We start from the raw sequence: 22944 nt of genomic DNA, 5'->3' as shown, positions 1-22944 counted from the left end.
CCGATAAGTGTGAACATTTGATGCGTGAATCATTACTGATTCGTGCAAACTCTAGAAAGGAGGTGATCCAGCCGCACCTTCCGATACGGCTACCTTGTTACGACTTCACCCCAGTCACGAATCCTACCGTGGTAAGCGCCCTCCTTGCGGTTAAGCTACCTACTTCTGGTAAAACCCGCTCCCATGGTGTGACGGGCGGTGTGTACAAGACCCGGGAACGTATTCACCGCGACATGCTGATCCGCGATTACTAGCGATTCCAACTTCATGCAGTCGAGTTGCAGACTACAATCCGGACTACGATACACTTTCTGCGATTAGCTCCCCCTCGCGGGTTGGCGGCGCTCTGTATGTACCATTGTATGACGTGTGAAGCCCTACCCATAAGGGCCATGAGGACTTGACGTCATCCCCACCTTCCTCCGGTTTGTCACCGGCAGTCTCATTAGAGTGCCCTTTCGTAGCAACTAATGACAAGGGTTGCGCTCGTTGCGGGACTTAACCCAACATCTCACGACACGAGCTGACGACAGCCATGCAGCACCTGTGTACTGGTTCTCTTTCGAGCACTCCCCAATCTCTCGGGGATTCCAGCCATGTCAAGGGTAGGTAAGGTTTTTCGCGTTGCATCGAATTAATCCACATCATCCACCGCTTGTGCGGGTCCCCGTCAATTCCTTTGAGTTTTAATCTTGCGACCGTACTCCCCAGGCGGTCTACTTCACGCGTTAGCTGCGTTACCAAGTCAATTAAGACCCGACAACTAGTAGACATCGTTTAGGGCGTGGACTACCAGGGTATCTAATCCTGTTTGCTCCCCACGCTTTCGTGCATGAGCGTCAATCTTGACCCAGGGGGCTGCCTTCGCCATCGGTGTTCCTCCACATATCTACGCATTTCACTGCTACACGTGGAATTCTACCCCCCTCTGCCAGATTCTAGCCTTGCAGTCTCCAATGCAATTCCCAGGTTGAGCCCGGGGATTTCACATCAGACTTACAAAACCGCCTGCGCACGCTTTACGCCCAGTAATTCCGATTAACGCTTGCACCCTACGTATTACCGCGGCTGCTGGCACGTAGTTAGCCGGTGCTTATTCTTCAGGTACCGTCATTAGCAAGAGATATTAGCTCTCACCGTTTCTTCCCTGACAAAAGAGCTTTACAACCCGAAGGCCTTCTTCACTCACGCGGCATTGCTGGATCAGGCTTTCGCCCATTGTCCAAAATTCCCCACTGCTGCCTCCCGTAGGAGTCTGGACCGTGTCTCAGTTCCAGTGTGGCTGGTCGTCCTCTCAGACCAGCTACTGATCGATGCCTTGGTAGGCTTTTACCCTACCAACTAGCTAATCAGATATCGGCCGCTCCACGAGCATGAGGTCTTGCGATCCCCCACTTTCATCCTTAGATCGTATGCGGTATTAGCGTAACTTTCGCTACGTTATCCCCCACTCTAGGGTACGTTCCGATATATTACTCACCCGTTCGCCACTCGCCACCAGAGCAAGCTCCGTGCTGCCGTTCGACTTGCATGTGTAAGGCATGCCGCCAGCGTTCAATCTGAGCCAGGATCAAACTCTTCAGTTTAATCTCTGTTTAATGTCATTTCTGACAGGTCGGACAGTATCACTACCATCCAAATCTTTTGCATTGCAAAAGATTTGCTCACTCAAAAAACTGACAGGCTACTTCCGAAGAAGTATCCTATTTCATTATTTCTTGTGAACATTTGATATTTTAAGTTAGACGCCAATCCGAAGATTGACGCTGCACTTACATCAAATGCCCACACTTATCGACTGTTAATTGTTAAAGAACTGTATTCGGTGCCACTTTCGCGCTATCGACAAAGCGTTGTGTTTGTCAGCTGCGAAGAAGGAAGAGTATGAAGCGTTTGCAGCATTTCGTCAACCTTCTTTTTTCACCCTGCTTTACTCGGCATTTGCATGCGTCGTTCAGCGAGGGGGAAAATTATAGCCCTGCTCCGCGCGCCCCGCAAGCGCTATTTTTCCGCCCTCACCGCCCAGCAAGCATAGTCTTCACTTCAAGCGCCTTTTTGTGCAGCCTGTCGCAATCGGCTGGCGTAGTTCGTGGTCTTTAGGCACAGTGGCAACATCAGACTCTGACGCTACTCAACAAGGGGTTAAACTTGCCCGCCGCGTCGATTAACTCTTGTACTTGAAAGTGCTCCCATGCTTCCGATTTCCAGCCTGCCCCACTTGTTGAAAACCATCCTCGCTTGGTTGCAACGGGCATTCGACGCGACGACGACCTGGGTCACCCAACTGTCTTGGTGGAAATTCTTCCTGTTCGCTGCGCTGGCCCTGATCGCCGGTTCCATCTTGCAAGATGAGCTGTTCTCGTCCAACCCGGACGAAGAAGTAGTCATCAAGTCGCATAAACGCAGCAGCAAGGGTTCGGGGGAAACCAATATCCTGATCGACGATACGGGGATTCACTTCAATCCCCGCAACAGCAAGAACCGGCGCAGCAGCGCGGCCGATGCAGCCAGCGAGCCGGCCGATGCCGCCGAGGCGGACGCACAAGCCAATGCCGTGCCGCCGGAACCACCGGAGCCGCCGGCCGCTCCTGCCAAGCCCAGCTATCCAGTAACGACGAATGCCTCGGGCGAAGAAGTCCATATTGAATTGCCGCCACAAATCGGTGAAGAGTTGTCGAATGCCATCGAAGAAGCGGTCGATGATGCGGCGGAACAAAAAGTCTCGCGCTATCACCAGCAAGCCTCGACCTGGTTCAAGAGCTTTGTATCCTTGCTGGTATTGGCCCTGTTCGCCATGAAAGCCCTGGTCGGCGGCAAGAAACGTGCGGAAGCGGAAACCGTCACGGCGAATGAGGCGGCCGAGCGCGAATCCATGCAGCGCCAGCTCAGCGAAGCAAAGATGCAGATGATGCAGGCGCAAGTCGAGCCGCACTTCCTGTTCAACACGCTTGCTTCCGTCGAACACCTGATCCAGGTCGATCCGCCGCGCGCGGCCAAGATGCAGCGCAGCCTGATCCAGTATCTGCGCGCCGTGCTGCCGCAAATGCGCGACAACGCCCTGATTACCAACCTGGGCCGCGAAGCGGACATGGTGCAAGCGTACCTGAACCTGCTGAAGATGCGCATGGAAGAACGCCTGACCGTCGACTTCCAGATTCCCGATGGCCTGCGCAGCGCCGCCTTCCCGCCGATGATGTTGCAATCGATGGTGGAAAATGCCATCAAGCACGGCCTGGAAGTCAAACCGGAGGGTGGCACCCTGCGCATCGTGGCCGAAGTGGCGCACAGCAAGCTGCGCGTCACGGTGACCGATGACGGCCTCGGCTTTGGCGTGGTGCCCAGCGATGGCACGGGCCTCGGTTTGCCCACCATCCGTGAGCGCCTGAAGCTGCTGCATGGCGACGAGGGCAGCCTGACCATTACGCCAAATCAACCGTCCGGCGTGTGCGCCGTGATCGAAGTGCCATATCAATTGTCCAAATAAGACAGAGTAGTTGATAAAAACGCTAAATCATTGAATAATCAATCTTCGCCTGTTCACACTTGAGACCTATGCCTACCGCTATTATTGCCGACGACGAAAGACTGATGCGCGACCAGCTGCGCCTGCGCCTGGGCCAGGCCTGGCCTGAACTGGAAATCATCGGCGAAGCCAAGAATGGCGACGAAGCGATCGAACTGGTGGAGCAACTCAAGCCGGACTTTGCCTTCCTCGATATCCGCATGCCGGGCAAGACGGGCATGGAAGCGGCGCAAGTAATCGGCGGCAAGACGCATATCGTCTTCGTCACGGCCTACGATAGCCACGCCGTCGAAGCCTTCGAGCGGGGCGCCGTCGACTACGTGCTCAAGCCGCCCGAGCATGAGCGCTTGCTGGTCACGGTGGAGCGCCTGAAAACGCACTTGAACAAGCCGGCGCTGGACGTCAACAGCAGCGTCACGGCCATGCTGTCGCAGCTGGCGGAGAAAATCACGGCCAAGCCCACCTATTTGCAATGGATACAGGCCAGCATCGGCCAGGACTTGCGCATGATCCCCGTGGAAGAGATCCTGTTCTTCCGTTCTGACGAGAAATACACCTGCGTGCAAACCGCCAAGTATGAGGCGCTGATCCGCAAGCCCGTGCGCGACCTGGCCGAAGAGCTCGATCCTTCGCTGTTCTGGCAAATCCACCGCGCCACCCTGGTCAACGTGAATGCCATCGAAGGCGTGACGCGCGACATCCGCGGCCGCCACCTGGTGCTCATCAAAGGCAAGTCCGACAAGCTCGAAGTAAGCCGCAGCTTCCTGCACCTGTTCAAGCAAATGTAAGTCTCCCGCCGCCGCCCGGCCCTGGCCGGCGCGGCGCATGCCTCTCTTCTTTCCCCTTCCTGCGCCACATCAAGCCGCGCCGCGCCAACAGGCATAGGCTAAAGTCCTGTCCGCCATTCCTGTCTTGCCTGCCTTCGCTCACGTTTGCAAGGAGAGCCCCATGCCTGACCGAGGCAGTTCCACACTGCTGCGTATCCTGCCGTTGGGCATGGCGGCGGCGCTTTTGCTGTGCTTGTTTCCTCCCCTGAAAGCCCGCCGGCAACGGCAGGCGCGTGGCCAGGCCATCATCGACAGCGCCAGCGACGCCATCATCAGCATCGACAGCCGGCAAATCATCCTGCATGCGAACGCGGCGGCAGCCAGATTGTTCGACGACACGCCGGCCGGCATGCGCGGCATGCGCCTGGGCCAGTACATCCTGCGCGACTTGCGCACCCTGGGCGGCCTGGGCAAGCACGAGGGAGATCCGCCGTTTGGCGACATCAACCTGGAGCTGCGCCTGACGGGCCGGCGCACCACCGACTACACCCTGACGGGACGGCGCAGCGACGGCGCCATGTTTCCCCTCGAAGGCTCGCTCTCGGCCATGCTGGAAGACGGCCAGAGCGTATTTACCATCATCGTGCGTGACATCAGCGCGCGCCAGCAGATGCATGAACAACTGGCCCGCTCCTTTTCGCAACTGCGCGAACTGTCGAGCGCGCTGCAATCGATCCGCGAAGAAGAGCGCAAGCATATCGCGCGTGAACTGCATGATGACTTGGGGCAACTGCTGGCCACCTTGCGCGTTGACCTGACCCTGGTGCGCCAGCACACGGACACCACCGCGTCCCTGCAAGCGTTGCTGCACAGCATGGATGGCTTGCTGGTAACGGCCATCACCTCGTTGCGGCGCATCGCCAGCAATCTGCGTCCGCGCGCGCTCGATGAAGGGGGCTTGTATTTTGCGCTGCAAAAACTGCGCCACGACTTTCTGTTGCGCCGCGCCATCCATTTCGACTTGCTGGCCGACGAGGCCGACCTCGTGCTCGACGATGCGCGCAGCACGGCCATCTACCGCATCGTGCAGGAAGCGCTGACGAACATCGCGCGCCATGCCGAGGCCAGCCACATCACCATCGCCCTGCACCGCATCGATTCCTCGCTGGCCATCACCATCCAGGATGACGGCCGCGGCATTGCCGAGCACGACCTGGAAAAAGCCACGGCCCTGGGCTTGCTGGGCATGCGCGAACGGGTGTGGGGTTTGAATGGCAGCATCCATATCGGTGCCGATAGCGAACTGGGCGGCACACGCATCGAAATCTCGCTGCCCATGCATGCGGAAGCGGCAACAGCGGCGATGCAATAAAAAAGGCGCCCGCAGGCGCCTTCTACTTCGTCACATCGAATACTGCTTAGAACTTGTGTGCCAGACCGATCTGGTACGAGGTCAGCGACTTGACGCGCTCGCGGCCAGCGTAAGCGTACACGTCGGTACGCTTCGACAGGTGGTAGTCGTAGCCGACGCCGAATTCCTTGATGGTGTCCTGATCCTTGACCTTGTTGTTGCTTTGCTCTTGCTTGCCATACGACACTTTGGCATCGCCGCCGCCAACCGTGTAGTTCAGGCCGATCAGGTAGGACTTGAATTCGCCGTTGGCAGCCACCTTGGTGTCGCCCTTCGAGTAGGCGGCCGTGATCTTGGCCGGGCCGAATTTATAGCCGCCACCGATGGACCACAGGTCAGGCTTGGCGGCCGTTGCCGTTGCTTGTACGGCTTTTTCGTAGCCGGCGTGCAAGCTGATCGGGCCGTTGTCGTAGGTTGCCAGGCCAATCACGCCCGCGTCAGCGCTGTTGACTTCGCTCAGCACGTATTGCAGGCTGCCCACGAAACCGTCAAAGCTTGGGCTGTTGTAGGTCACGGCGTTGTTGACGCGCGACGAGCCGACGCCCGAACGCAGCAGGGTTTCATTGTTCTTGCCGACCACGCCGTAGGTGTTGAATGGGTCGACGCGGGCGATGGTGCCATCGACCAGGTTCTTGGTGCGGCCCAGGATGGCGGTACCAAACGCGCCTTTCAAGCCCACGTAAGCTTGACGGTCGAACAACACGCCTTTTTGCGCGCCGGTGTCAGCCAGGAATTCACTTTCCAGGTTGAAAATTGCGGACAGGCCGCCACCCAGATCTTCCGTACCCTTGAAACCGAAGCGCGACGCGTTGTTTTCACGTTGTACCGTCGGCTGGCCAGTGGTCTTGGCAATACCGAGGTCAACCAGGCCATACACGGTGACGTTCGATTGTGCTTGTGCCGTAGCTGCTGCGAAGGTGCCGATGATCAATGCTGCCAGAGTAATTTTTTTCACTTGAGATTCTCTACATTAGGTTGGACAAGAATGGTGCTGCTCAGCTGCTGAACCGAATCATGCCCACCAAATACTTCAACAATATGACATCGACAAGATGTTGTTTTTTGGCACAACATCGTGTCAGATAAAAACAACAGGCGAAAAAAAACCGCCCGAGGGCGGCTCATGCGGCGGCAAGGCCTATTTACCGTAGGTCGGAGTAGCGTGGCAAGGCCACGCGTAATCCGACAACATTGTTGGCAAGGCGGCGGTGTCGGATTACGCGGCTGCGCCGCTAATCCGACCTACCATATAGACAGATCAGCTTTATTTCAGGCGGCAGCTCAGCAACCAGTAGTATTCCAGGCGCTTCATGCGGATTTCACGGGCCGAGTGAGCAAACTTCTTGCGCAGGTGGCTGTCCGATGGGAAATTCTTCAGCACTTCATAGCGCTCGCCCCCATCCGTCGTGCGGAACTGGTGGGTGTTGCCTTCCAGGTCGGTGCGCGCGATCACGGTGCTGCTGCCGTCGACATAGGAATTGTCGATCAGCACCAGCATGATGTCCTTGCCCAGCTTGCTGCGCAATTGCTTCAGGTATTTATCCTGGTCTTCGCGCTTGACGTGCGACCACCAGAAACCGGCGAACACGGCCGTGAACTTGCCCAGCATATCGTCGGGCAAATTAAAGGCGTCGAGCTTGGCGAAACTGACGTTGTCCGGCAAGCCGCGCGACTGGGCCAGCGCCAGCATTTCATCGTTGATATCGGTGGCCAGCACGGAGTCGGCCGACTCGGCGACCACTTCCGTCCAGTAGCCGGTGCCGCAAGCCAGTTCCAGCACGGTGTGGCCTTCCAGCACGTCGGCGACCTTGTCGCGCAACACTTCCAGGTCTTCCTGGCGTTCGGGCTTGGCATAGACGCGCTCGTACTGCTGCGCGATGGTGGCGTAATATTTGGCAAGCTGATCGGTAATCATTGTTTCTTCTCTTCTTAAATAATCTTGGCCAGGCAACTCGCCCGGCCGACTTCCTGCATTGTTTATAGTTCGTAGTGCTCTTTATCACCGCTCATCGCCTGCTCGATGAGCTTGCGGTTCAGGGTCGGCGTCAGCAACTCGATAAAGGTATAAATATAGCTGCGCAAATACGCGCCTTGCTTGACGGCCACGCGCGACACATTCATGCCGAACAGGTGGCCGACAGGGATGGCGCGCAAGCCTTTGTCGCGCTCGGCATCGAAGGCCATACCCGCTATGATACCAATCCCCATGCCCAACTCGACATAAGTCTTGATCACGTCCGCATCAATGGCTTCGAGCAAGATGTCCGGCTTCAGGCCGCGCAGCACGAAAGCGTGGTCGATCTTGTTGCGTCCGGCGAACGCGCTGTCATAGGTAATCAGGGGGAAGGCGGCGATTTCTTCCAGGGTCACGGACTTCGATTTGAGCAGCGGATGGTCGACCGGCACCACCACCACGTGCTCCCATTGATAGCATGGCAAGGTAATCAAGCCATCGATGGCGGCGATCGATTCCGTGGCGATGGCGAGGTCGGCCTGGTCGCGCTGCACCATCTCGGCGATCTGGCGCGGATTGCCTTGCAGCAAAGATAAGCGTACCTTCGGGAACTTCAGCATGAAAGCTTGCACCACCTTGGGCAAGGTGTAGCGCGCCTGCGTATGCGTGGTGGCAATGGTAAAGCTGCCGCTGTCCTGCGCCGCGAATTCCTTGCCGATGCGCTTCATGCTGTCGATTTCCTGCATGACCAGCTCGACCGACTCCAGCACCAGACGGCCCGGCTCCGTCAAGCCGCGGATACGCTTGCCATGGCGCGTAAAAATATCCACGCCCAGCTCTTCCTCCAGCTCGATGATGGCTTTCGATACGCCCGGTTGCGAGGTAAACAAGGCCTTGGCGGCGTCCGTCAGGTTGTAATTCTGCCGGACCGCTTCGCGCACGAAGCGCAGTTGATGGAGATTCATTGCTGGTTTGCCCTAGATTGCCGTGATTTGCCGAGTTTCCGCCCCACCCATGATTTTGCGTTCATGCATATACGCATATCGCATATAAGCAAATGCGTACTTAGTAGTTTGGAATAAACACTAAGTTTATTACTATTGCGGGTACTTTGGGGGTGCAAGCATGACTTTGTCTTATATAGTCTCAGGATTTGCCGTAGGATTACTCGTAGGAATGACCGGCGTGGGCGGCGGCTCGCTGATGACGCCGCTGTTAACCCTGCTGTTTGGCGTGCCGCCTTCCGTGGCCGTGGGCACCGACCTGGCGTTCGCCTCGATCACCAAGAGCGCCGGCACCCTGACGCACCGCCTGCGCGGCACCATCCGCTGGGATATCGTCAAGCGCCTGTGCATAGGCGCCCTGCCCGCCGCCGTCATCGCGACCCTGGCGCTGAAATCGTTCGGCACCCTGTCGCCGGAAATCGGCCAGATCATCCGTTACTCGATCGCCGGCTCCGTGCTGCTGACGGTGGTGGCGCTGATCTTCAAGGGCCGCATGCTGGCCTGGATCAATGCCCATCCCGAAAAACAATTGCAAGGCAACAAGCTTGCCGCAGCGACCATTATTTCCGGCGCCGTACTGGGCGTGCTGGTGACGGTGTCGTCGATCGGCGCCGGCGCCATCGGTGCGACCCTGCTGGTGATGCTGTATCCACGCATGAGCTCAGCCGAAGTGGCGGGCACCGACATCGCCTACGCCGTGCCCCTGACGGCCATCGCCGCCCTGGGCCACTGGTGGCTCGGTTCCATCCACTGGGAATTGCTGGCCTCGTTGCTGGTCGGCTCCCTGCCCGGCATCACGCTCGGTTCCTGGGTGGCCCGCTCCGTGCCGGAAAAGTTTTTAAGAGTCCTGCTGGCGATGACCTTGACCGGCGTGGCAGTGAAGCTAATCTATTAATTACCGAACAAGTGACTAGAGCAGTATCAAGAACATAATCCCAGGCAATCTTCCAGCACCCCGGCTTTTTTAGGAATTGATATGTACCATTACGATCAGTACGACCACCTCATCATCAAAGAACGCATCGCCCAGTACCGAGACCAGGTTGCGCGCCGTATCGCCAATGAACTGACGGAAGAGGAATTCATTCCGCTGCGCCTGCAAAACGGCCTGTACATGCAACGCCACGCCTACATGCTGCGCATCGCCGTGCCGTACGGCTTGCTGTCGTCGACGCAGATGCGCATGTTCGCGCACATTGCGCGCAAGTATGACCGCGGCTATGGCCACTTCACGACGCGCCAGAACATCCAGTTCAACTGGATCGAGCTGGAACAAACGCCCGATATCCTGACGGACCTGGCGTCCGTGGAAATGCACGCGATCCAGACGTCCGGCAACTGTATCCGTAATACAACATCGGATCCGTTCGCCGGCGTGGCGGCAGATGAAATCATCGATCCGCGCCCGTACGCGGAAGTGTTGCGCCAGTGGAGCACCTTCCACCCCGAGTTCATCGCCCTGCCGCGTAAATTCAAGGTCGCCATCAATGGCGCCGAGGAAGACCGCGCCGCCATCGCCGTGCACGACATCGGCTTGACGGCCGTGCGCAACGCCGCCGGTGAAGTGGGCTTCAAGGTGATGGCGGGCGGCGGCATGGGCCGCACGCCGATCCTGGGCAGCGTCGTGCGCGACTTCCTGCCGTGGCAGCATTTGCTGACCTACATCCAGGCGATCATGCGCGTGTACAACCTGCACGGCCGCCGCGACAACAAATACAAGGCGCGCATCAAGATCTTGCTGAAAGCCATCGGCGTGGAAGAATTCACGCGCCAGGTGGAAGCGGAATGGGTCGACTTGAAAGATGGTCCGGAAACCCTGACGGCCGAGGAAATGCAGCGCGTAGCGGACTTTTTCAATCCGCCCGCCTACCTGGCCCTGCCGGAACTCGACTACAAGACGGAACACGCGGACAACAAGGCCTATCTGAACTGGCTGGCGCGCAACGTCAAGCCGCACCAGCGCCCCGGCTACGTGGCCGTGGTACTGTCCCTGAAGAAAACGGGCGTGCCGCCCGGCGACGCGACGGCCGAGCAGATCGACTTCGTGGCCGATCTGGCCGACCGCTACAGCTTTGGCGAACTGCGCGTGACGCACGAGCAAAACCTGGTGCTGGCCGACGTGGAACAGTCGAAACTATTCAAACTGTGGCAGGAAGCCAAGGCGCACGGCCTGGCCACGCCGAACATCGGTTTGCTGACCGACATGATCTGCTGCCCCGGTGGCGATTTCTGCTCGCTGGCCAACGCCAAGTCCTTGCCGATCGCGGCCGCTATTGCGGAACGTTTCGACAGCATCGACTTCCAGCACGACATCGGCGAGATCGAACTGAATATTTCCGGCTGCATCAATGCCTGCGGCCACCATCACGTGGGCAGCATCGGCATTCTCGGCGTCGACAAGGATGGCAGCGAATGGTATCAAGTGTCGATCGGCGGCGCGCAAGGCAACAACGCGGCCATCGGCAAGATCATCGGACCCTCGTTCTCTTCCCTGCAGATGCCTGAAGTCATCGGCCGCCTGCTGCACGTCTACGTGCGCGACCGCCATGAAGGCGAGCGCTTCGTCGACACGGCCCAGCGCCTGGGTGTGGCGCCGTTCAAGGAACACGTATATGCAACGCCGATCACGGTCGGCAACCTGGTGGGAGAAGACGAATATGTTTGAAGTACGCGAAGAAATCATCAAGAACGCCGCCGTGGTGCCAAATACCTGGGGCTTGCTGCGCCTCGATGAAACCGACACGCCGGAAACGGTGGTCGTGCCTGCCGGCAAGGTCATCGTGCCGCTGCTCGTATGGCAAGCCCAGCGCGAGACCCTGGCGGCCCGCCTGCCCGACATCGGCGTGTGGCTGGCTAGCGACGAGCGCCCGGAAGAACTGGCGGCCGACGTGGCGCAACTGCCCGTCATCGGCGTGGACTTCCCGAAATTCACGGATGGGCGCGGCTATTCCATCGCCTTCAACCTGCGCGCCCGCCTGGGTTTCCAGGGTGAATTGCGGGCGATTGGCGACGTGCTGCGCGACCAGCTGTTCTCCATGCACCGGGTAGGCTTCGACGCGTATGCGACACGCCCCGACCGCAGCATCCATGACGCCCTGAAAGGGTTGTCGGTCTTTTCGGAAACTTACCAGGCTTCGTGGGATCAGAAGTCGCCGCTGTTCCGCCGCCACCAGCGCGAAGGCCAGAATCCTGACCTCGACAACGCGGCCGGCATCTGAGGACCAATCATGAGCGATTTGACTTCTTTGATTGACGCCACCGAGCAAACGCTGACACGCATCGCCGCGGATTTTTCGCCGGCCGTGTTCGCGTCCAGCCTGGCAGCCGAAGACATGGTGCTGACCGACATGATACTCAAGGCGAAGCTGCCCATCGGCATCTTTTCCCTGGAAACAGGCCGGCTGCACCAGGAAACCCTGGCCGTGCTCGACAAGGTGAAAACCCGTTACGACCACGACATTACCCTGTACCGTCCGCAGCCGGAAGCCGTGGCCGCCTACGTGGAACAAAATGGCCTGAACGCGTTCTACAACAGCGTCGAGATGCGCCGCGAATGCTGCCGCATCCGCAAGGTCGAGCCGCTGGGCCGCGCCCTGGCCGGCAACAAGGCCTGGGTGACGGGCCAGCGCCGCGCGCAGTCCACCACGCGCGCCGAATTGCACGTGCAGGAAGACGATGCGGCGCACGCGATGACAAAATTCAATCCGCTGGCCGACTGGTCGGAAGAAGACGTGTGGGCCTACATCCGCGCCAACGACGTGCCCTACAACGCGCTGCACGACCAGGGTTACCCGTCGATCGGCTGCGAACCGTGTACGCGGGCCGTCCAGCCGGGCGAAGATGTGCGCGCCGGACGCTGGTGGTGGGAAAACCCGGACTCCAAGGAATGCGGCCTGCACATGGTGGACGGTAAGTTGATACGCATCAAATCCGTGGCAGCCTGAACAGACACAACAGACTCAGCAGAACAAGAAAGCACCCATATGAGCAATATTTTGAACCAGCGTCACCTCGACAGCCTTGAATCGGAAGCCATCCACATCATGCGCGAAGTGGCGGCCGAATCGGCCAACCCCGCGCTGCTGTTTTCGGGCGGCAAGGATTCCGTCGTCCTGCTGCGTTTGGCCGAAAAAGCCTTTCGCCCGGGCAAGTTCCCATTTCCCCTCGTGCATATCGACACGGGCCACAACTTCCCGGAAGTCATCACTTTCCGTGACAAGAAGGTGGCCGAACTGGGCGAACGCCTGATCGTCGGCTCCGTGGAAGACTCGATCCAGCGCGGCACCGTGCGCCTGCGCAACCCGGCCACGGATTCGCGCAATGCGGCCCAAGCCGTGACCTTGCTGGAAACCATCGCCGAACATGGCTTTGACGCCTGCATCGGCGGCGCGCGCCGCGACGAAGAAAAGGCCCGCGCCAAGGAGCGCATCTTCTCGTTCCGCGACGAATTCGGCGCCTGGGACCCGAAAGCCCAGCGTCCGGAGCTGTGGGACTTGTATAACACCCGCGTGCATCCTGGTGAAAACATGCGCGTCTTCCCGATCTCGAACTGGACCGAACTGGACGTGTGGCAATACATCGCCCGCGAGCAACTGGAATTGCCACCGATCTACTTCGCGCACGAGCGCCAGGTGATCCCGCGCAACGGTTTATTGGTGCCGCTGACGGATCTGACGCCGCCGCGCGAGGGCGAAACCGTGGAAACGCAAGTCGTGCGCTTCCGCACGGTGGGCGATATCTCGTGCACCTGCCCCGTGTCGTCCGACGCGGCGACGGTCGACGCCATCATCGCCGAGACGGCAATCACGCAAATCACGGAACGGGGCGCCACCCGCATGGATGACCAGACTTCCGAAGCCTCGATGGAAAAACGCAAGAAAGCAGGGTATTTCTAATGAACGCAGCAATCCAGAACACCAACCTCACCGACAGCCTGGAGCGCGGCATGCTGCGCTTCATCACGGCCGGTTCCGTCGATGACGGCAAGAGCACCCTGATCGGCCGTTTGCTGTTCGACAGCAAGGGCATCTTCGCCGACCAGCTCGACGCCATGTCGCGCTCCAAGCACAAGCGCACGGTGGGCGACACGGTCGACCTGTCGCTGCTGACGGACGGCCTGGAAGCGGAACGCGAGCAAGGCATCACCATCGACGTGGCCTACCGTTACTTTGCCACGCCGAAACGCAAGTTCATCATCGCCGACACGCCGGGCCACGAGCAATACACGCGCAACATGGTCACGGGCGCCTCCACGGCTGACGCCGTTATCATCCTGATCGACGTGTCGAAAGTCAAACTCGGCGACGACGGCAGCGTGGAATTGCTGATCCAGACCAAGCGCCATTCGACGATTGCCCACTTGCTGCAGATCGAGCACGTGGTCGTGGCCGTCAACAAGATGGACCTGGTCGACTACGATGAAACGGTATACAGCCGTATCGTCGCGGCCTACCGCGAATTCGCCCAGTCGCTGGGCCTGAAGGACATCACGCCAATCCCCCTGTCGGCACTCACCGGCGACAACGTCGTCGAGCGCGGCGACAAGCTGGGCTGGTACACGGGCCCGACCTTGATCGAGCTGCTTGAGTCCTTGTCCGTCTACGACGAATCGCACGACACGCCCTTCCGCTTCCCGGTACAGCTGGTGGCGCGCCACAACGGCCACGAAGCGAACGACTTCCGCGGCTACATGGGCCGCATCGAGGCGGGCAAGGTCAGCATCGGCGACACCCTCGTGGTGCAGCCATCGGGCCAGACGGCCACCGTCAAGGATATCGTCACCCTGGACGGCTCGCTGAGCACCGCCGTGGTGGGCCAGTCTGTGACCCTGCTGCTGAATGAATACCTCGACATTTCGCGCGGCGACTTGCTGGCGAGCAGCGAGCGCCCTGCCACCCTGCTGAAAACAGTGGTGGCCGACGTGTGCTGGCTGTCGGAAGACGCGCTGGACCTGCGCCGCAAGTACTGGATCAAGCACGGCACCAAACAGACGGCGGCAAAAGTGACGGCGATCGAATCGATCCTCGACATCAATACGCAGCAGCGCCATCCGGCCGAAGGCTTGAAACTCAACGACATTGCCCGCATCAGCCTGAATGTGCAGCAGGCGCTGGCGGCCGACGCGTATGCCGATATCCGCGCCACCGGTGCCTTCATCCTGATCGATGAAGTCACCCACCAGACGGTCGCGGCCGGCATGGTTCGACTCTAACCCCGCATCGCCCAGGAAAGGCAGCCACATGAACAGCTCCCCATCTCTCCCCGGCAAGGTCTACCTGGTCGGCGCCGGCCCCGGCGCGCAAGACCTGATGACCTTGCGCGGCGCGCGCCTGCTGGCGCAAGCGGACGTCGTGCTGCACGACGCGCTGGTCACCGAAGAGATGCTGGAGCTGTGCCCGCAGGCGCAAAAGATCCTGGTCGGCAAGCGCTGCGGCCAGTTGTCGACGGCGCAAGCGTTCATCAACAAGCAACTGGTCGACAACGCGCGCAAGCACGCCGTCGTCGTGCGCCTGAAAGGGGGCGACCCCATGCTGTTCGGCCGCGCCGACGAGGAATTGCGCGCGCTGGAAGAGGCGGGCATCGCTGTCGAAGTGGTGCCCGGCATCACCACGGCCCTGGCGGCGGCAGCGGCCACGCAGCAGCCGCTGACCAAGCGGGGCGTGTCGCGCAGCGTCGCCTTCTTTACTTCCAGCACGGCGCCAGGCGAACCGGACCAGACGCGCATTCCCGACTGCGATACCCTGGTGCAATACATGGGTGGCCGCGAAGCCATCGCCACGGCGCAGCGCCTGCTGGCGCAAGGCCGCCGCGCCGATACCCCGGTGGTGGTGATTGAAAACTGCAGCCGCCCGGACCAGCGCATCGTGCGCCTGCCGCTGAGCGCCCTGGCGCGTGGCCTGGGCGATACCCACGGCCCCGTGCTGGTGATGCTGGGCGACGCCATGGCCGCGCGCGCGCATCAGGCCATCGACAAAACGGCCGCTCTTCTGGCGCGCCATGCCTGATTAAACACAGCGTATTTTACCGACTTTAAAGTCAGTAACCGACGTCTTCAAAGGAAACATGATACGATGCTGACGCATCTTTTCTCGAGAAGTTGTTGCGTGATAGCAATAAATTCACGCTTCGCCCCGCCATAGCGCTTGCCATGCGGTTTTCCGGCTGACGGGAAGCACTGGCAATCTCCCCGAAAAAAGCTGCGCCCGCAGGCTGCAATACCGCGCCGCGCAACTTTAGCCTTACGATCACACATGAATTTCACCTCCGTGCGCGAAGCCCTGACTTCGCTCAGCCGCAGCAATGTCGGCGTCGCCAGCGCTGTGCTGCTCAGCATGCTCGCCTCCATCGCCCTGTGGACAGTGTTCCCGAATATCGACGACGAAAACCATTTGCTGGAGTGGCTGCAGGCGCTGTTCCTGGCCCTCGCCTGCACCGTGCACGGCGTGCGCGCCTGGCAAGAGACTGACCGCCAGTCGCTGCGCTTCCTCATGCACGCAGGCCTGTGCGCGCTGCTGTTCGGCTTCCTGCTGCGCGAACTCGATATCGACCAGTTCGGCACGGCGCCCGCGTGGGCGCAACTGGAAAAAGCCCTGCGCGTGCTGGAATTGCTGATACTGATACGCATACTGATCTTTTTCGCGCCGCGCGCGCGCAAGGTGTTTGCCCATGCCGGCCTGATTTTCACCATGCGCATCACCATCCTGACGGCCATCGGCGGCTTGCTGATGGCCGCTGGCTGGCCCTTCGACAAGAAGGTCTTCCATGGCATGCCGGACGCTTACGCGCTGCTCGGCGAGGAAGTCTTCGAACTGGGCGCCTATTTGCTGCTGTTCCTCGCTTCACTGTCCGACAGCTCGGCCGCCGCCCGTATCAGCCTGGCGCCGAAGAAGAAAGCCGCTTAAGCGCCTTCAAATGATGATGGCAGCGGCAGCAGCCGCTGCAAGGTGGCGGCCACGCGCAGCAGGCGCGGGTCGTCATCGTCCGCCTCATCGCAGGTATCGTTGATGCAGAAAAACGGCAAGCTGCCGAAACGCGCCGCCAGTTCCTCCAGCTGCCGCGGCGCCTGTACATCGCCGCTGGCGATATGCAGCGGATCGAGCATGCGCGAGCGCGCAATCCCCTGATGCACCATCCAGCGCGGCACCAGGTCGGGCAGCAATGCCGGCACCTGCCACGAGCGGAACACCGTCGCGCGCACGCTGGCAAACATGGCCGGCGCCAGCCCTTCCAATGCATGCAGCGCGCTTTTCAGCATGGGCCGCGGCGCATGCGCATACAGGCGCGGTTCATGCAGGTATCCGGCGTACTGCGCCGACAGCCATTGCCGCGACAACGTGGCGCAGTTGGCTGGCGCGGCCACGTCGGCGCGCAAGTCCTGCAGATCATCGTGCAGCGCGCTCTCCGTGAAAACACTCAAACACCCCTCCCCTTCCTCCCCAAACCAGAACGCGGTCTCGAACGGCGCGCCAAAAAATACGTCGTCGTTCAGATACAGGAAGCGTTCGGACAGGCCCGGAATATGGTGCAGATACGATTCGATATGGCCCGAGTCGAACACCGGCAGGGATGCAGCGGGCATCAGGCTCGCATGGTCGATCACCGTCAGGCGCGGTGAGGCGCGCAGCCAGTCGGGCACTTGCCGGTCCGTCAGCAGGTAGATGTGGCCGTGGCCGGGGAAGAAGCGCTCGAGCGCGCGCAGGTTGTAGCGCAGTTCGCCGTTGTCGCGGTAGCGCCCCGCCACGTTGCCGTGCAGGGCCAGCTGGCCGGGATGCGCCTGCGCCCAGGCGGCATAGGCGCGCTGCCGGCGCGTGCGCCAGGCGGGATCGGCGCCGTCCACCCACAGGTAGACGATGTCGATGACGCTCAAGGGAGAATGCTGGAGCCTGGCGCCGCCACGCAGTAATCGGCGATGGCGGCGAGCACGCTGGCGTTCTCGCCCACCGCCTCGACCACCTTCAGGCGCAGTGCCGGATGCTGCTGGCGCAGTTCTTCCAGCAACAGCGGCAAGTCGCGCAGCACATGCCCGCCCTGCCCCAGGAACACGGGCACCACGGTGATGTCCAGGGTGGCGCCGGCGGGCAGCTCGGCCAGCAGGGTCGCCACCAGTTCGGGCAAGCGCGGCGTCATCAGCTCCAGGAAGGCCAGGTGCACGCTGGTGGCAGGCATGCGCGCCTGGGTCAGGTCGCGCAGGCGTTCGAAAGGCGCGGCCCACGATGCGGCGCGCGCGCCATGGGCAAACAAGATCAGTGCCTGTTGCACGTTCGTCTCCATCAGTGCCGCTCCACCCACCACAGGGCGCCCAGCGCCAGCAGCAGATACAGCGCGCTCGGCGCCACCGCCGTCAGGAAGGCCGGCCAGGTGCTGAGCAGCCCAAGGTGCGAGAACAGCGTGTTGACCAGCATGAAACTGACGCCGATCATGATGCCGATGAAGATCTTCAGGCTGATGCCGCCGCTGCGCGTATGCATGTAGGCGAACGGCAGCGCCAGCGCCATCAGCACGAAAATGGCCAGCGGATCGATCAGCTTTTTCCAGAAGGCGATGCGGAAGCGCTCCGTTTCCTGCTTGTTCTCGGCCAGGTGGCGCGTGTACACGGCCAGTTCGCTGGCCGACATGCGCTCCGGATCGGACGCCGACACCGTCAGGATCTTCGGCGTCACTTCCGACGTCATGTCTTTGCTGGCGCTTTGCACCGTGTGCACCAGGCTCGTTTCCTGCCCGTAGTAGTTCGACAGCTTCGGCTCGAAGCCGGGCGAAGTGGCCGCGCTGTTCGAGAACGAGGTTTCCGTCACCTCGGTCAGGCGCCAGATATTATTGCCCTGATACGTCGCGCCCTTGGCCACGGTCAGGGTACGCAAGCGCATGTCGGTGTCGAATTCATACAGCTTGACGTTTTTCAGCTGGCCGTCCGGACGCGCTTCGCCGACATTGAAGAAGCGCGAGCCGGTGACGGTGCCCGTCAGGCCCTCGCTCTTGACCATGTCCTTGGTCCACAGGCCCGAGCGAAACTCGCTCGACACGGCCGCGCCGCGCGACGTCAGCTTGAGGCGTTCGGCCAGCGGTTCCGTGCGCGGCGTGATCAACTCGCCGAAGATGAAGGTGATGACGACGAAGACGATACCGATGCGGAACAGGAAACCGGCCGCCATCGCCGTCGACATGCTCGATGCGCGCATGATGGTAAATTCGGAACTGGCGGCAAACTGCGCCATCGTATAAATGGTGCCGATCAGCGCCGCAATCGGCATCACCTCGTACACGTGACCAGGCACCAGTACCAGCACATACAGGAAGGCGTACTGGATGGTATAGCCGTTGCGGCCCACCTTGGGCAGCTCGCCCGTCAGGTCGATGAAGGCTTGCAGTGCCAAAAAAGCGAGCAGCACGAACAGCACCGCCTGGAATATCGAGACCGCAAAATAGCGCTGTAAAATCTTCATTTCGATGCCGCTTTACTTGGTTTGCCGGCGCGGCGCGCGCGCTTGAAAGCCGCCAGCAGGACCAGCGGATGATAGCGGTGGTTCACATTCAGGCGCCACGCGAACAGCGCCACCACGGCCAGCGCCGCCAACAGGTGCAACGGCCACCAGGCCAGGCCAAAGCTCAGGCGACCCTGCTTCACGCTCGCTTCGATGACCTTGATCAGATTGCTGTACGTAAAGAAAATCAGGAGGGCGATGATCAGGTTGGTCGAACTGCCGGCACGCGGATTGACAAAGCCCAGCGGAATGGCCAGCAGGATCAGCATCAGGCCGATCAGGGGCGCGCTGACCCGCCACAGCAGTTCGGCCATGGTATAGGGATTCGCATTGGCGACCAGCGCCATGGTGCTCATGGCGCGCACGCCCAGTTCCGCGCCCAGCTCCTGCTGCTTGCTCTCGATGCGCATGATGTACTGTTCGAACTCCATGGTCTGGAAGTCCGCTTGCGTCGGCACGCCCTGGTAGCGGCGGCCGCTCTTGAGCACCAGGAAGCGTTCGCCCTTGACGTCGGTATTGATCACGCCTTCCTTGGCGACGACGACGACGGCGCTGCCTTTTTCATCGACGGTATTGACGAAGACGTTTTGCACCACGGTCTTTTCGCCGCTGACGCCCTCGACAAAGAAGATGCGGTTGCTGCCGGCCGATTCGCGGAACTGGCCCGGCGTGACTTTCTGCAGGTCTTCGCGCTTTTCAAAGCGCGCCACATATTCATCGCTTTTCTTTTGCGCCCACGGCGTGGCGTACAGGCTCAGGACGCCGGTGGCCAGCACCAGCGGCAGGCCGAAGCTGAGCACGGGCCAGATCCAGCGCGACAGGCTCAGGCCGGAGGCGAACCACACCACCATCTCCGACTCCTTGTAGCTGCGGGTGACGACCATCAGCACCGAAATGAAACCGGTGAGGATGATGATGGTGGGCAGCTGCATCAGGGCGGAAAAAACCATCAGCGACATGACGTCGGACGACGCGATCTTGCCGCCCGCCGCCTTGCCGAGAATACCGATCAGCATCCAGGTGAGCAGGATGCTGAACAAAACTGTGAAGGTGGCCCCGGCGGCACTAGCCAATTCACGTCGAAGGGCGCGTTGAAAGATCATTCGGAGTTTATAATTCGGGTCAGTTAGTTGAGTAACACGTTACTAGTAAATGAAAACGGAGAACCAAATGGACTTTAGCATAAAAGCATTCGATACCAAGAGCACCCTCGGCACGGCCAAAAGCGGATGCATCGCGGTTGCGGTATTCGAAAACAAAAAACTGTCGCCAGCGGCAAAATCGCTGGACAGCAAGGGTGCGATTTCGGCTGCGCTGAAGTCCGGCGACATCAGCGGCAAGCCTGGCAGCACCTTGCTGCTGCGCGCAGTCGATGGCGTCACCGCCGAACGTGTTCTGCTGGTAGGCATGGGCAGCGATGATACTGTCAGCGAAAAAAGCTTCACGACCGGCGTACAAGCCGCACTGAAGGCCTTCGGCTCGCTGGGCGCTGCGGACGCCATTATCGCATTACCGCTGGCTGAAGTGAAAGAGCGCGACGTAAATTGGGCAATCCGTTGCGTGGTGCAAGCCGCCCACGACAGCGAATACCGCTGCGACTCGCAAAAAAGCAAAAAAGATCCGGCGCCAGCCGGCGTGCGCAAGATCGTCCTGGCCGCTCCCGCAACAGCAGCGACGCGCGGCGCGCTGGCGCAAGCCATCGCCATCGCCAACGGTTCCGACCTGACGCGCAAGCTGGGCGACCTGCCGGCGAACGTCGCCAATCCGACCTACCTGGCCAACACGGCCAAGCAGCTGGCCAAGGATTACAAGTTCGAAGTCGAAATACTGGACCGCAAACAGCTCGAAGCGCTGAAAATGGGCAGCTTCCTGTCCGTCACCAACGGCAGCGAGCAGCCGCCGAAATTCATCGTCCTGAAGCACATGGGCGGCAAGGCCAAGGATGCGCCAGTCGTCCTGGTCGGCAAGGGCATCACCTTCGACACGGGCGGCATTTCGATCAAGGCCGGTCCTGGCATGGATGAAATGAAGTACGACATGTGCGGCGCCGCCTCGGTGCTGGGCACCTTCCGCGCCATCGGCGAAATGAACCTGAAGCTGAACGTCATCGGCGTCATCGCCGCGTGCGAAAACATGCCGTCGGGCCGCGCCACCAAGCCGGGCGACATCGTCACCTCCATGAATGGCCTGACCATCGAAGTGCTGAACACGGACGCCGAAGGCCGTCTGGTGCTGTGCGACGCGCTGACCTACGCCGAACGCTTCAAGCCGGCAGCCGTGGTCGATATCGCCACCCTGACGGGCGCTTGCGTCGTCGCCCTGGGCCACCACAACAGCGGCCTGTTTACGCGCAGCGATGCGGCGCATGACCAGCTGGCCAATGAATTGCTGGCAGCGGGCAAGCAATCGAGCGACACGGCATGGCGCATGCCGATCGAAGAAGCGTACAACGAGCAGCTGAAGTCGAACTTCGCCGACCTGGCCAACATCGGCACGCCAGGCGGCGGTTCGGTGACGGCAGCGGCCTTCCTGGAAAACTTCACCAAGAAGTACACCTGGGCGCATCTGGACATCGCTGGCACGGCATGGAAATCAGGCGGCGCAAAAGGCGCGACCGGTCGTCCGGTGCCTTTACTGACGACGTTCCTGATCAACCGGGTCTAAGTTGACGCCTTGCCGGCAGCGCCCAGCTGCTGGCAAGACGAAGCAAAAAGCCGCCACGGTCTGAACTGACCCTGGCGGCTTTTTTTCGTGTGTAGTAATCAGTAGACGACGGGATTGGGCAAAGGCGACGGCGCCACCTTGGGCTGCACCACCGTTTCCGGCACGGCGGCCGGCCGCGGCGCTGGCATCGGCGCGGGCGGCGGCGCCAGGCGCGCGGGGTCCTGCATGACGATGGTCAGAATCGATGGATAGTCGAAGCCGGCGCCCGTGTTGCGGTCGACGAAATAGCCGACGCCCAGGGTCAGGATGACATTGCCCCAGACGCTGCCATTGAGCTTGGGGTCGATATGGTCGTCCGTCGCGATGGCAGGTGAACCGTGCTTGCGGCAGTCGACCTTCAACGGTTCCTGGCTCTTGCGGATGGTGATGCGTCCGGGCGTGGTGACGAACCACTTGCCCACGTCGTTGCTGAGGATGCAGCCGGCGCCCATCAGTTCGCGGTTGTCCTGGATGGTTTGCACCAGCACCATTTGCTCGGTGTTACCCGTCAGGGTGGCGCAGCCGCCCAGGCCGAACAGCAGCGTCCCGGCGGCAAAGGCGGCAAGGGGGGCAGACAGCGGCACGCGCATGGGAAGCTCGCTTAACGGACGGGAATCGGCTGGTCGCCGGGCACGGCGACGGCGGTGACGCTGTTTTTCGGACTGCCTTCGATCAGGCGGTCGGAATACACGAGGTAGACCAGCGCATTGCGCTTGCTGTCGACCATGCGCACGACGCGCACGTGCTTGAAGAAGATCGAGGCGCGCTCGGTAAACACTTCTTCCTGGCGCGGCAGCTTGCCCTTGAATTGCAGCGGCCCCACCTGGCGGCAGGCCACGGCCGCATCGGCCTTGTCTTCGGCCAGACCGACGGCGCCCTTGATGCCGCCCGTCTTGGCGCGCGACAGATAGCAGCTGACGCCAGCGACGCGCGGGTCGTCATACGCTTCGACGACGATCTTGTGGTCAGGGCCGATCAGTTTGAATACGGTATCGACCGAACCGATGGTTTCGGCATGTGCCGCGGCGCAGGCAAAGCCCAGCACCAGAGCGGCTGGCAGCAATTGACGCATGAAAGAATCCCGGGCACGCACGCAGGCGGCCA

Annotated in this window: 20 protein-coding genes, 1 rRNA gene and 1 pseudogene; 12 read left to right on the top strand and 10 right to left on the bottom strand. The window is 60.6% G+C overall.

The annotated features are described in order from the left end of the window. Nucleotides 1-55: 55 nt before the first annotated feature. Nucleotides 56-1586 (bottom strand): 16S ribosomal RNA (locus FG13_RS26620). 605 nt (nucleotides 1587-2191) lie between these two features. Here FG13_RS26620 and FG13_RS26615 point away from each other — a divergent pair. The 3 genes from FG13_RS26615 to FG13_RS26605 all read left to right on the top strand — a co-directional run bounded on the left by FG13_RS26615 (nucleotide 2192) and on the right by FG13_RS26605 (nucleotide 5662). Next, entirely contained in the window at nucleotides 2192-3484 is a 1293-nt protein-coding gene (locus tag FG13_RS26615; RefSeq protein ID WP_035825942.1) for a sensor histidine kinase, read from the top strand. 68 nt (nucleotides 3485-3552) lie between these two features. Beyond that, entirely contained in the window at nucleotides 3553-4311 is a 759-nt protein-coding gene (locus FG13_RS26610) for a LytR/AlgR family response regulator transcription factor (RefSeq protein ID WP_035825940.1), read from the top strand. A 160-nt stretch (nucleotides 4312-4471) separates the two neighbouring features. Further along, the gene (locus FG13_RS26605; protein ID WP_035825937.1) at nucleotides 4472-5662 is read left to right on the top strand and encodes a PAS domain-containing sensor histidine kinase; all 1191 of its coding nucleotides are present in this window, start codon (nucleotides 4472-4474) and stop codon (nucleotides 5660-5662) included. A gap of 46 nt (nucleotides 5663-5708) precedes the next feature. Here the strand turns inward: FG13_RS26605 and FG13_RS29210 are convergent, their stop codons facing one another. The 3 genes from FG13_RS29210 to FG13_RS26590 all read right to left on the bottom strand — a co-directional run bounded on the left by FG13_RS29210 (nucleotide 5709) and on the right by FG13_RS26590 (nucleotide 8620). Then, nucleotides 5709-6656 carry a porin gene (locus tag FG13_RS29210; protein WP_051959479.1) on the bottom strand — a complete coding sequence of 316 codons (948 nt, stop codon included), beginning with the start codon at nucleotides 6654-6656 and terminating at the stop codon, nucleotides 5709-5711. A 309-nt stretch (nucleotides 6657-6965) separates the two neighbouring features. Then, complete coding sequence (locus tag FG13_RS26595; RefSeq protein WP_035825935.1) at nucleotides 6966-7616, bottom strand: class I SAM-dependent methyltransferase; 651 nt, start codon at nucleotides 7614-7616, stop codon at nucleotides 6966-6968. 62 nt (nucleotides 7617-7678) lie between these two features. Next, nucleotides 7679-8620: a CysB family HTH-type transcriptional regulator gene (locus FG13_RS26590; protein ID WP_035825933.1), complete on the bottom strand. Its 942-nt coding sequence runs from the start codon at nucleotides 8618-8620 to the stop codon at nucleotides 7679-7681. Between the two features lie 160 nt (nucleotides 8621-8780). Between FG13_RS26590 and FG13_RS26585 the strand changes: the two genes are divergently transcribed. From FG13_RS26585 to FG13_RS26550, 8 genes and pseudogenes are all read left to right on the top strand, one after another. Next, the gene (locus tag FG13_RS26585; RefSeq protein ID WP_034782225.1) at nucleotides 8781-9554 is read left to right on the top strand and encodes a sulfite exporter TauE/SafE family protein; all 774 of its coding nucleotides are present in this window, start codon (nucleotides 8781-8783) and stop codon (nucleotides 9552-9554) included. Nucleotides 9555-9635: 81 nt separating this feature from the next. Further along, nucleotides 9636-11324, top strand: a complete 1689-nt coding sequence (locus FG13_RS26580) for a nitrite/sulfite reductase (RefSeq protein ID WP_035825930.1) — start codon at nucleotides 9636-9638, stop codon at nucleotides 11322-11324. Then, a complete protein-coding gene (locus FG13_RS26575) occupies nucleotides 11317-11877 on the top strand; it encodes a DUF934 domain-containing protein (protein WP_035825928.1) in 561 nt (186 codons plus the stop codon). Before FG13_RS26580 ends, FG13_RS26575 begins: the two co-directional genes overlap by 8 nt. 9 nt (nucleotides 11878-11886) lie before the next feature. Then, nucleotides 11887-12603: a phosphoadenylyl-sulfate reductase gene (locus tag FG13_RS30310; protein ID WP_035825926.1), complete on the top strand. Its 717-nt coding sequence runs from the start codon at nucleotides 11887-11889 to the stop codon at nucleotides 12601-12603. A gap of 33 nt (nucleotides 12604-12636) precedes the next feature. Next, nucleotides 12637-13554, top strand: a pseudogene (gene cysD, locus FG13_RS30305) (sulfate adenylyltransferase subunit CysD); the annotation flags it as partial. Next, nucleotides 13554-14870 (top strand): sulfate adenylyltransferase subunit 1, encoded by a 1317-nt coding sequence (locus FG13_RS26560; RefSeq protein ID WP_035825921.1) that lies wholly within the window; start codon nucleotides 13554-13556, stop codon nucleotides 14868-14870. The pseudogene cysD and the gene FG13_RS26560, both read left to right, overlap by 1 nt. A 28-nt stretch (nucleotides 14871-14898) precedes the next feature. After that, nucleotides 14899-15663 (top strand): uroporphyrinogen-III C-methyltransferase, encoded by a 765-nt coding sequence (gene cobA / locus FG13_RS26555; protein ID WP_035825918.1) that lies wholly within the window; start codon nucleotides 14899-14901, stop codon nucleotides 15661-15663. 246 nt (nucleotides 15664-15909) lie between these two features. Continuing rightward, complete coding sequence (locus FG13_RS26550) at nucleotides 15910-16560, top strand: hypothetical protein (RefSeq protein WP_035825916.1); 651 nt, start codon at nucleotides 15910-15912, stop codon at nucleotides 16558-16560. Here the strand turns inward: FG13_RS26550 and FG13_RS26545 are convergent. The 4 genes from FG13_RS26545 to lptF are packed head-to-tail and all read right to left on the bottom strand — an operon-like array spanning nucleotide 16557 to nucleotide 20240. Further along, nucleotides 16557-17525: a stealth family protein gene (locus FG13_RS26545; RefSeq protein ID WP_035825915.1), complete on the bottom strand. Its 969-nt coding sequence runs from the start codon at nucleotides 17523-17525 to the stop codon at nucleotides 16557-16559. The two genes, FG13_RS26550 and FG13_RS26545, sit on opposite strands and share 4 nt — an antisense overlap. Next, a complete protein-coding gene (locus FG13_RS26540) occupies nucleotides 17522-17929 on the bottom strand; it encodes a sirohydrochlorin chelatase (RefSeq protein WP_035825913.1) in 408 nt (135 codons plus the stop codon). Before FG13_RS26540 ends, FG13_RS26545 begins: the two co-directional genes overlap by 4 nt. Continuing rightward, a complete protein-coding gene (gene lptG, locus FG13_RS26535; RefSeq protein ID WP_035825911.1) occupies nucleotides 17929-19098 on the bottom strand; it encodes an LPS export ABC transporter permease LptG in 1170 nt (389 codons plus the stop codon). Before lptG ends, FG13_RS26540 begins: the two co-directional genes overlap by 1 nt. Then, entirely contained in the window at nucleotides 19095-20240 is a 1146-nt protein-coding gene (gene lptF, locus FG13_RS26530) for an LPS export ABC transporter permease LptF (protein WP_035825908.1), read from the bottom strand. The genes lptG and lptF overlap by 4 nt, the downstream gene beginning before the upstream one ends. A 67-nt stretch (nucleotides 20241-20307) precedes the next feature. Here lptF and FG13_RS26525 point away from each other — a divergent pair, with 67 nt between their 5' ends. After that, entirely contained in the window at nucleotides 20308-21801 is a 1494-nt protein-coding gene (locus tag FG13_RS26525; protein WP_035825906.1) for a leucyl aminopeptidase, read from the top strand. Nucleotides 21802-21899: 98 nt separating this feature from the next. Here FG13_RS26525 and FG13_RS26520 read toward each other — a convergent pair whose 3' ends face one another. Both FG13_RS26520 and FG13_RS26515 read right to left on the bottom strand, forming a co-directional pair. Beyond that, nucleotides 21900-22430, bottom strand: a complete 531-nt coding sequence (locus tag FG13_RS26520) for a hypothetical protein (protein WP_235211811.1) — start codon at nucleotides 22428-22430, stop codon at nucleotides 21900-21902. Nucleotides 22431-22441: 11 nt separating this feature from the next. Then, nucleotides 22442-22912 carry a CreA family protein gene (locus FG13_RS26515; protein ID WP_051959673.1) on the bottom strand — a complete coding sequence of 157 codons (471 nt, stop codon included), beginning with the start codon at nucleotides 22910-22912 and terminating at the stop codon, nucleotides 22442-22444. Between the last annotated feature and the right edge of the window lie 32 nt (nucleotides 22913-22944).

The sequence above is a fragment of the Janthinobacterium sp. RA13 genome, from assembly GCF_000745325.1.
GTDB classification, from domain to species: domain Bacteria; phylum Pseudomonadota; class Gammaproteobacteria; order Burkholderiales; family Burkholderiaceae_D; genus Janthinobacterium; species Janthinobacterium rivuli.
The sequence above is the reverse complement of the archived record's forward strand: the minus strand, read 5'-3'. Positions and strand labels throughout refer to the sequence as shown.

Bases quoted from the DNA above. Each gene is read 5' to 3' on its own strand.
- lptG (WP_035825911.1), bottom strand. From the start codon at position 19,098: ATGAAGATTTTACAGCGCTATTTTGCGGTCTCGATATTCCAGGCGGTG.
- FG13_RS26560 (WP_035825921.1), top strand. From the start codon at position 13,554: ATGAACGCAGCAATCCAGAACACCAACCTCACCGACAGCCTGGAGCGC.
- FG13_RS26595 (WP_035825935.1), bottom strand. From the start codon at position 7,616: ATGATTACCGATCAGCTTGCCAAATATTACGCCACCATCGCGCAGCAG.
- FG13_RS26550 (WP_035825916.1), top strand. From the start codon at position 15,910: ATGAATTTCACCTCCGTGCGCGAAGCCCTGACTTCGCTCAGCCGCAGC.
- FG13_RS26610 (WP_035825940.1), top strand. From the start codon at position 3,553: ATGCCTACCGCTATTATTGCCGACGACGAAAGACTGATGCGCGACCAG.
- FG13_RS26540 (WP_035825913.1), bottom strand. From the start codon at position 17,929: ATGGAGACGAACGTGCAACAGGCACTGATCTTGTTTGCCCATGGCGCG.
- FG13_RS26590 (WP_035825933.1), bottom strand. From the start codon at position 8,620: ATGAATCTCCATCAACTGCGCTTCGTGCGCGAAGCGGTCCGGCAGAAT.
- FG13_RS30310 (WP_035825926.1), top strand. From the start codon at position 11,887: ATGAGCGATTTGACTTCTTTGATTGACGCCACCGAGCAAACGCTGACA.
- FG13_RS26525 (WP_035825906.1), top strand. From the start codon at position 20,308: ATGGACTTTAGCATAAAAGCATTCGATACCAAGAGCACCCTCGGCACG.
- FG13_RS26515 (WP_051959673.1), bottom strand. From the start codon at position 22,912: ATGCGTCAATTGCTGCCAGCCGCTCTGGTGCTGGGCTTTGCCTGCGCC.
- cobA (WP_035825918.1), top strand. From the start codon at position 14,899: ATGAACAGCTCCCCATCTCTCCCCGGCAAGGTCTACCTGGTCGGCGCC.
- FG13_RS26605 (WP_035825937.1), top strand. From the start codon at position 4,472: ATGCCTGACCGAGGCAGTTCCACACTGCTGCGTATCCTGCCGTTGGGC.
- FG13_RS26615 (WP_035825942.1), top strand. From the start codon at position 2,192: ATGCTTCCGATTTCCAGCCTGCCCCACTTGTTGAAAACCATCCTCGCT.
- FG13_RS26585 (WP_034782225.1), top strand. From the start codon at position 8,781: ATGACTTTGTCTTATATAGTCTCAGGATTTGCCGTAGGATTACTCGTA.
- lptF (WP_035825908.1), bottom strand. From the start codon at position 20,240: ATGATCTTTCAACGCGCCCTTCGACGTGAATTGGCTAGTGCCGCCGGG.
- FG13_RS26575 (WP_035825928.1), top strand. From the start codon at position 11,317: ATGTTTGAAGTACGCGAAGAAATCATCAAGAACGCCGCCGTGGTGCCA.
- FG13_RS26520 (WP_235211811.1), bottom strand. From the start codon at position 22,430: ATGCGCGTGCCGCTGTCTGCCCCCCTTGCCGCCTTTGCCGCCGGGACG.
- FG13_RS26580 (WP_035825930.1), top strand. From the start codon at position 9,636: ATGTACCATTACGATCAGTACGACCACCTCATCATCAAAGAACGCATC.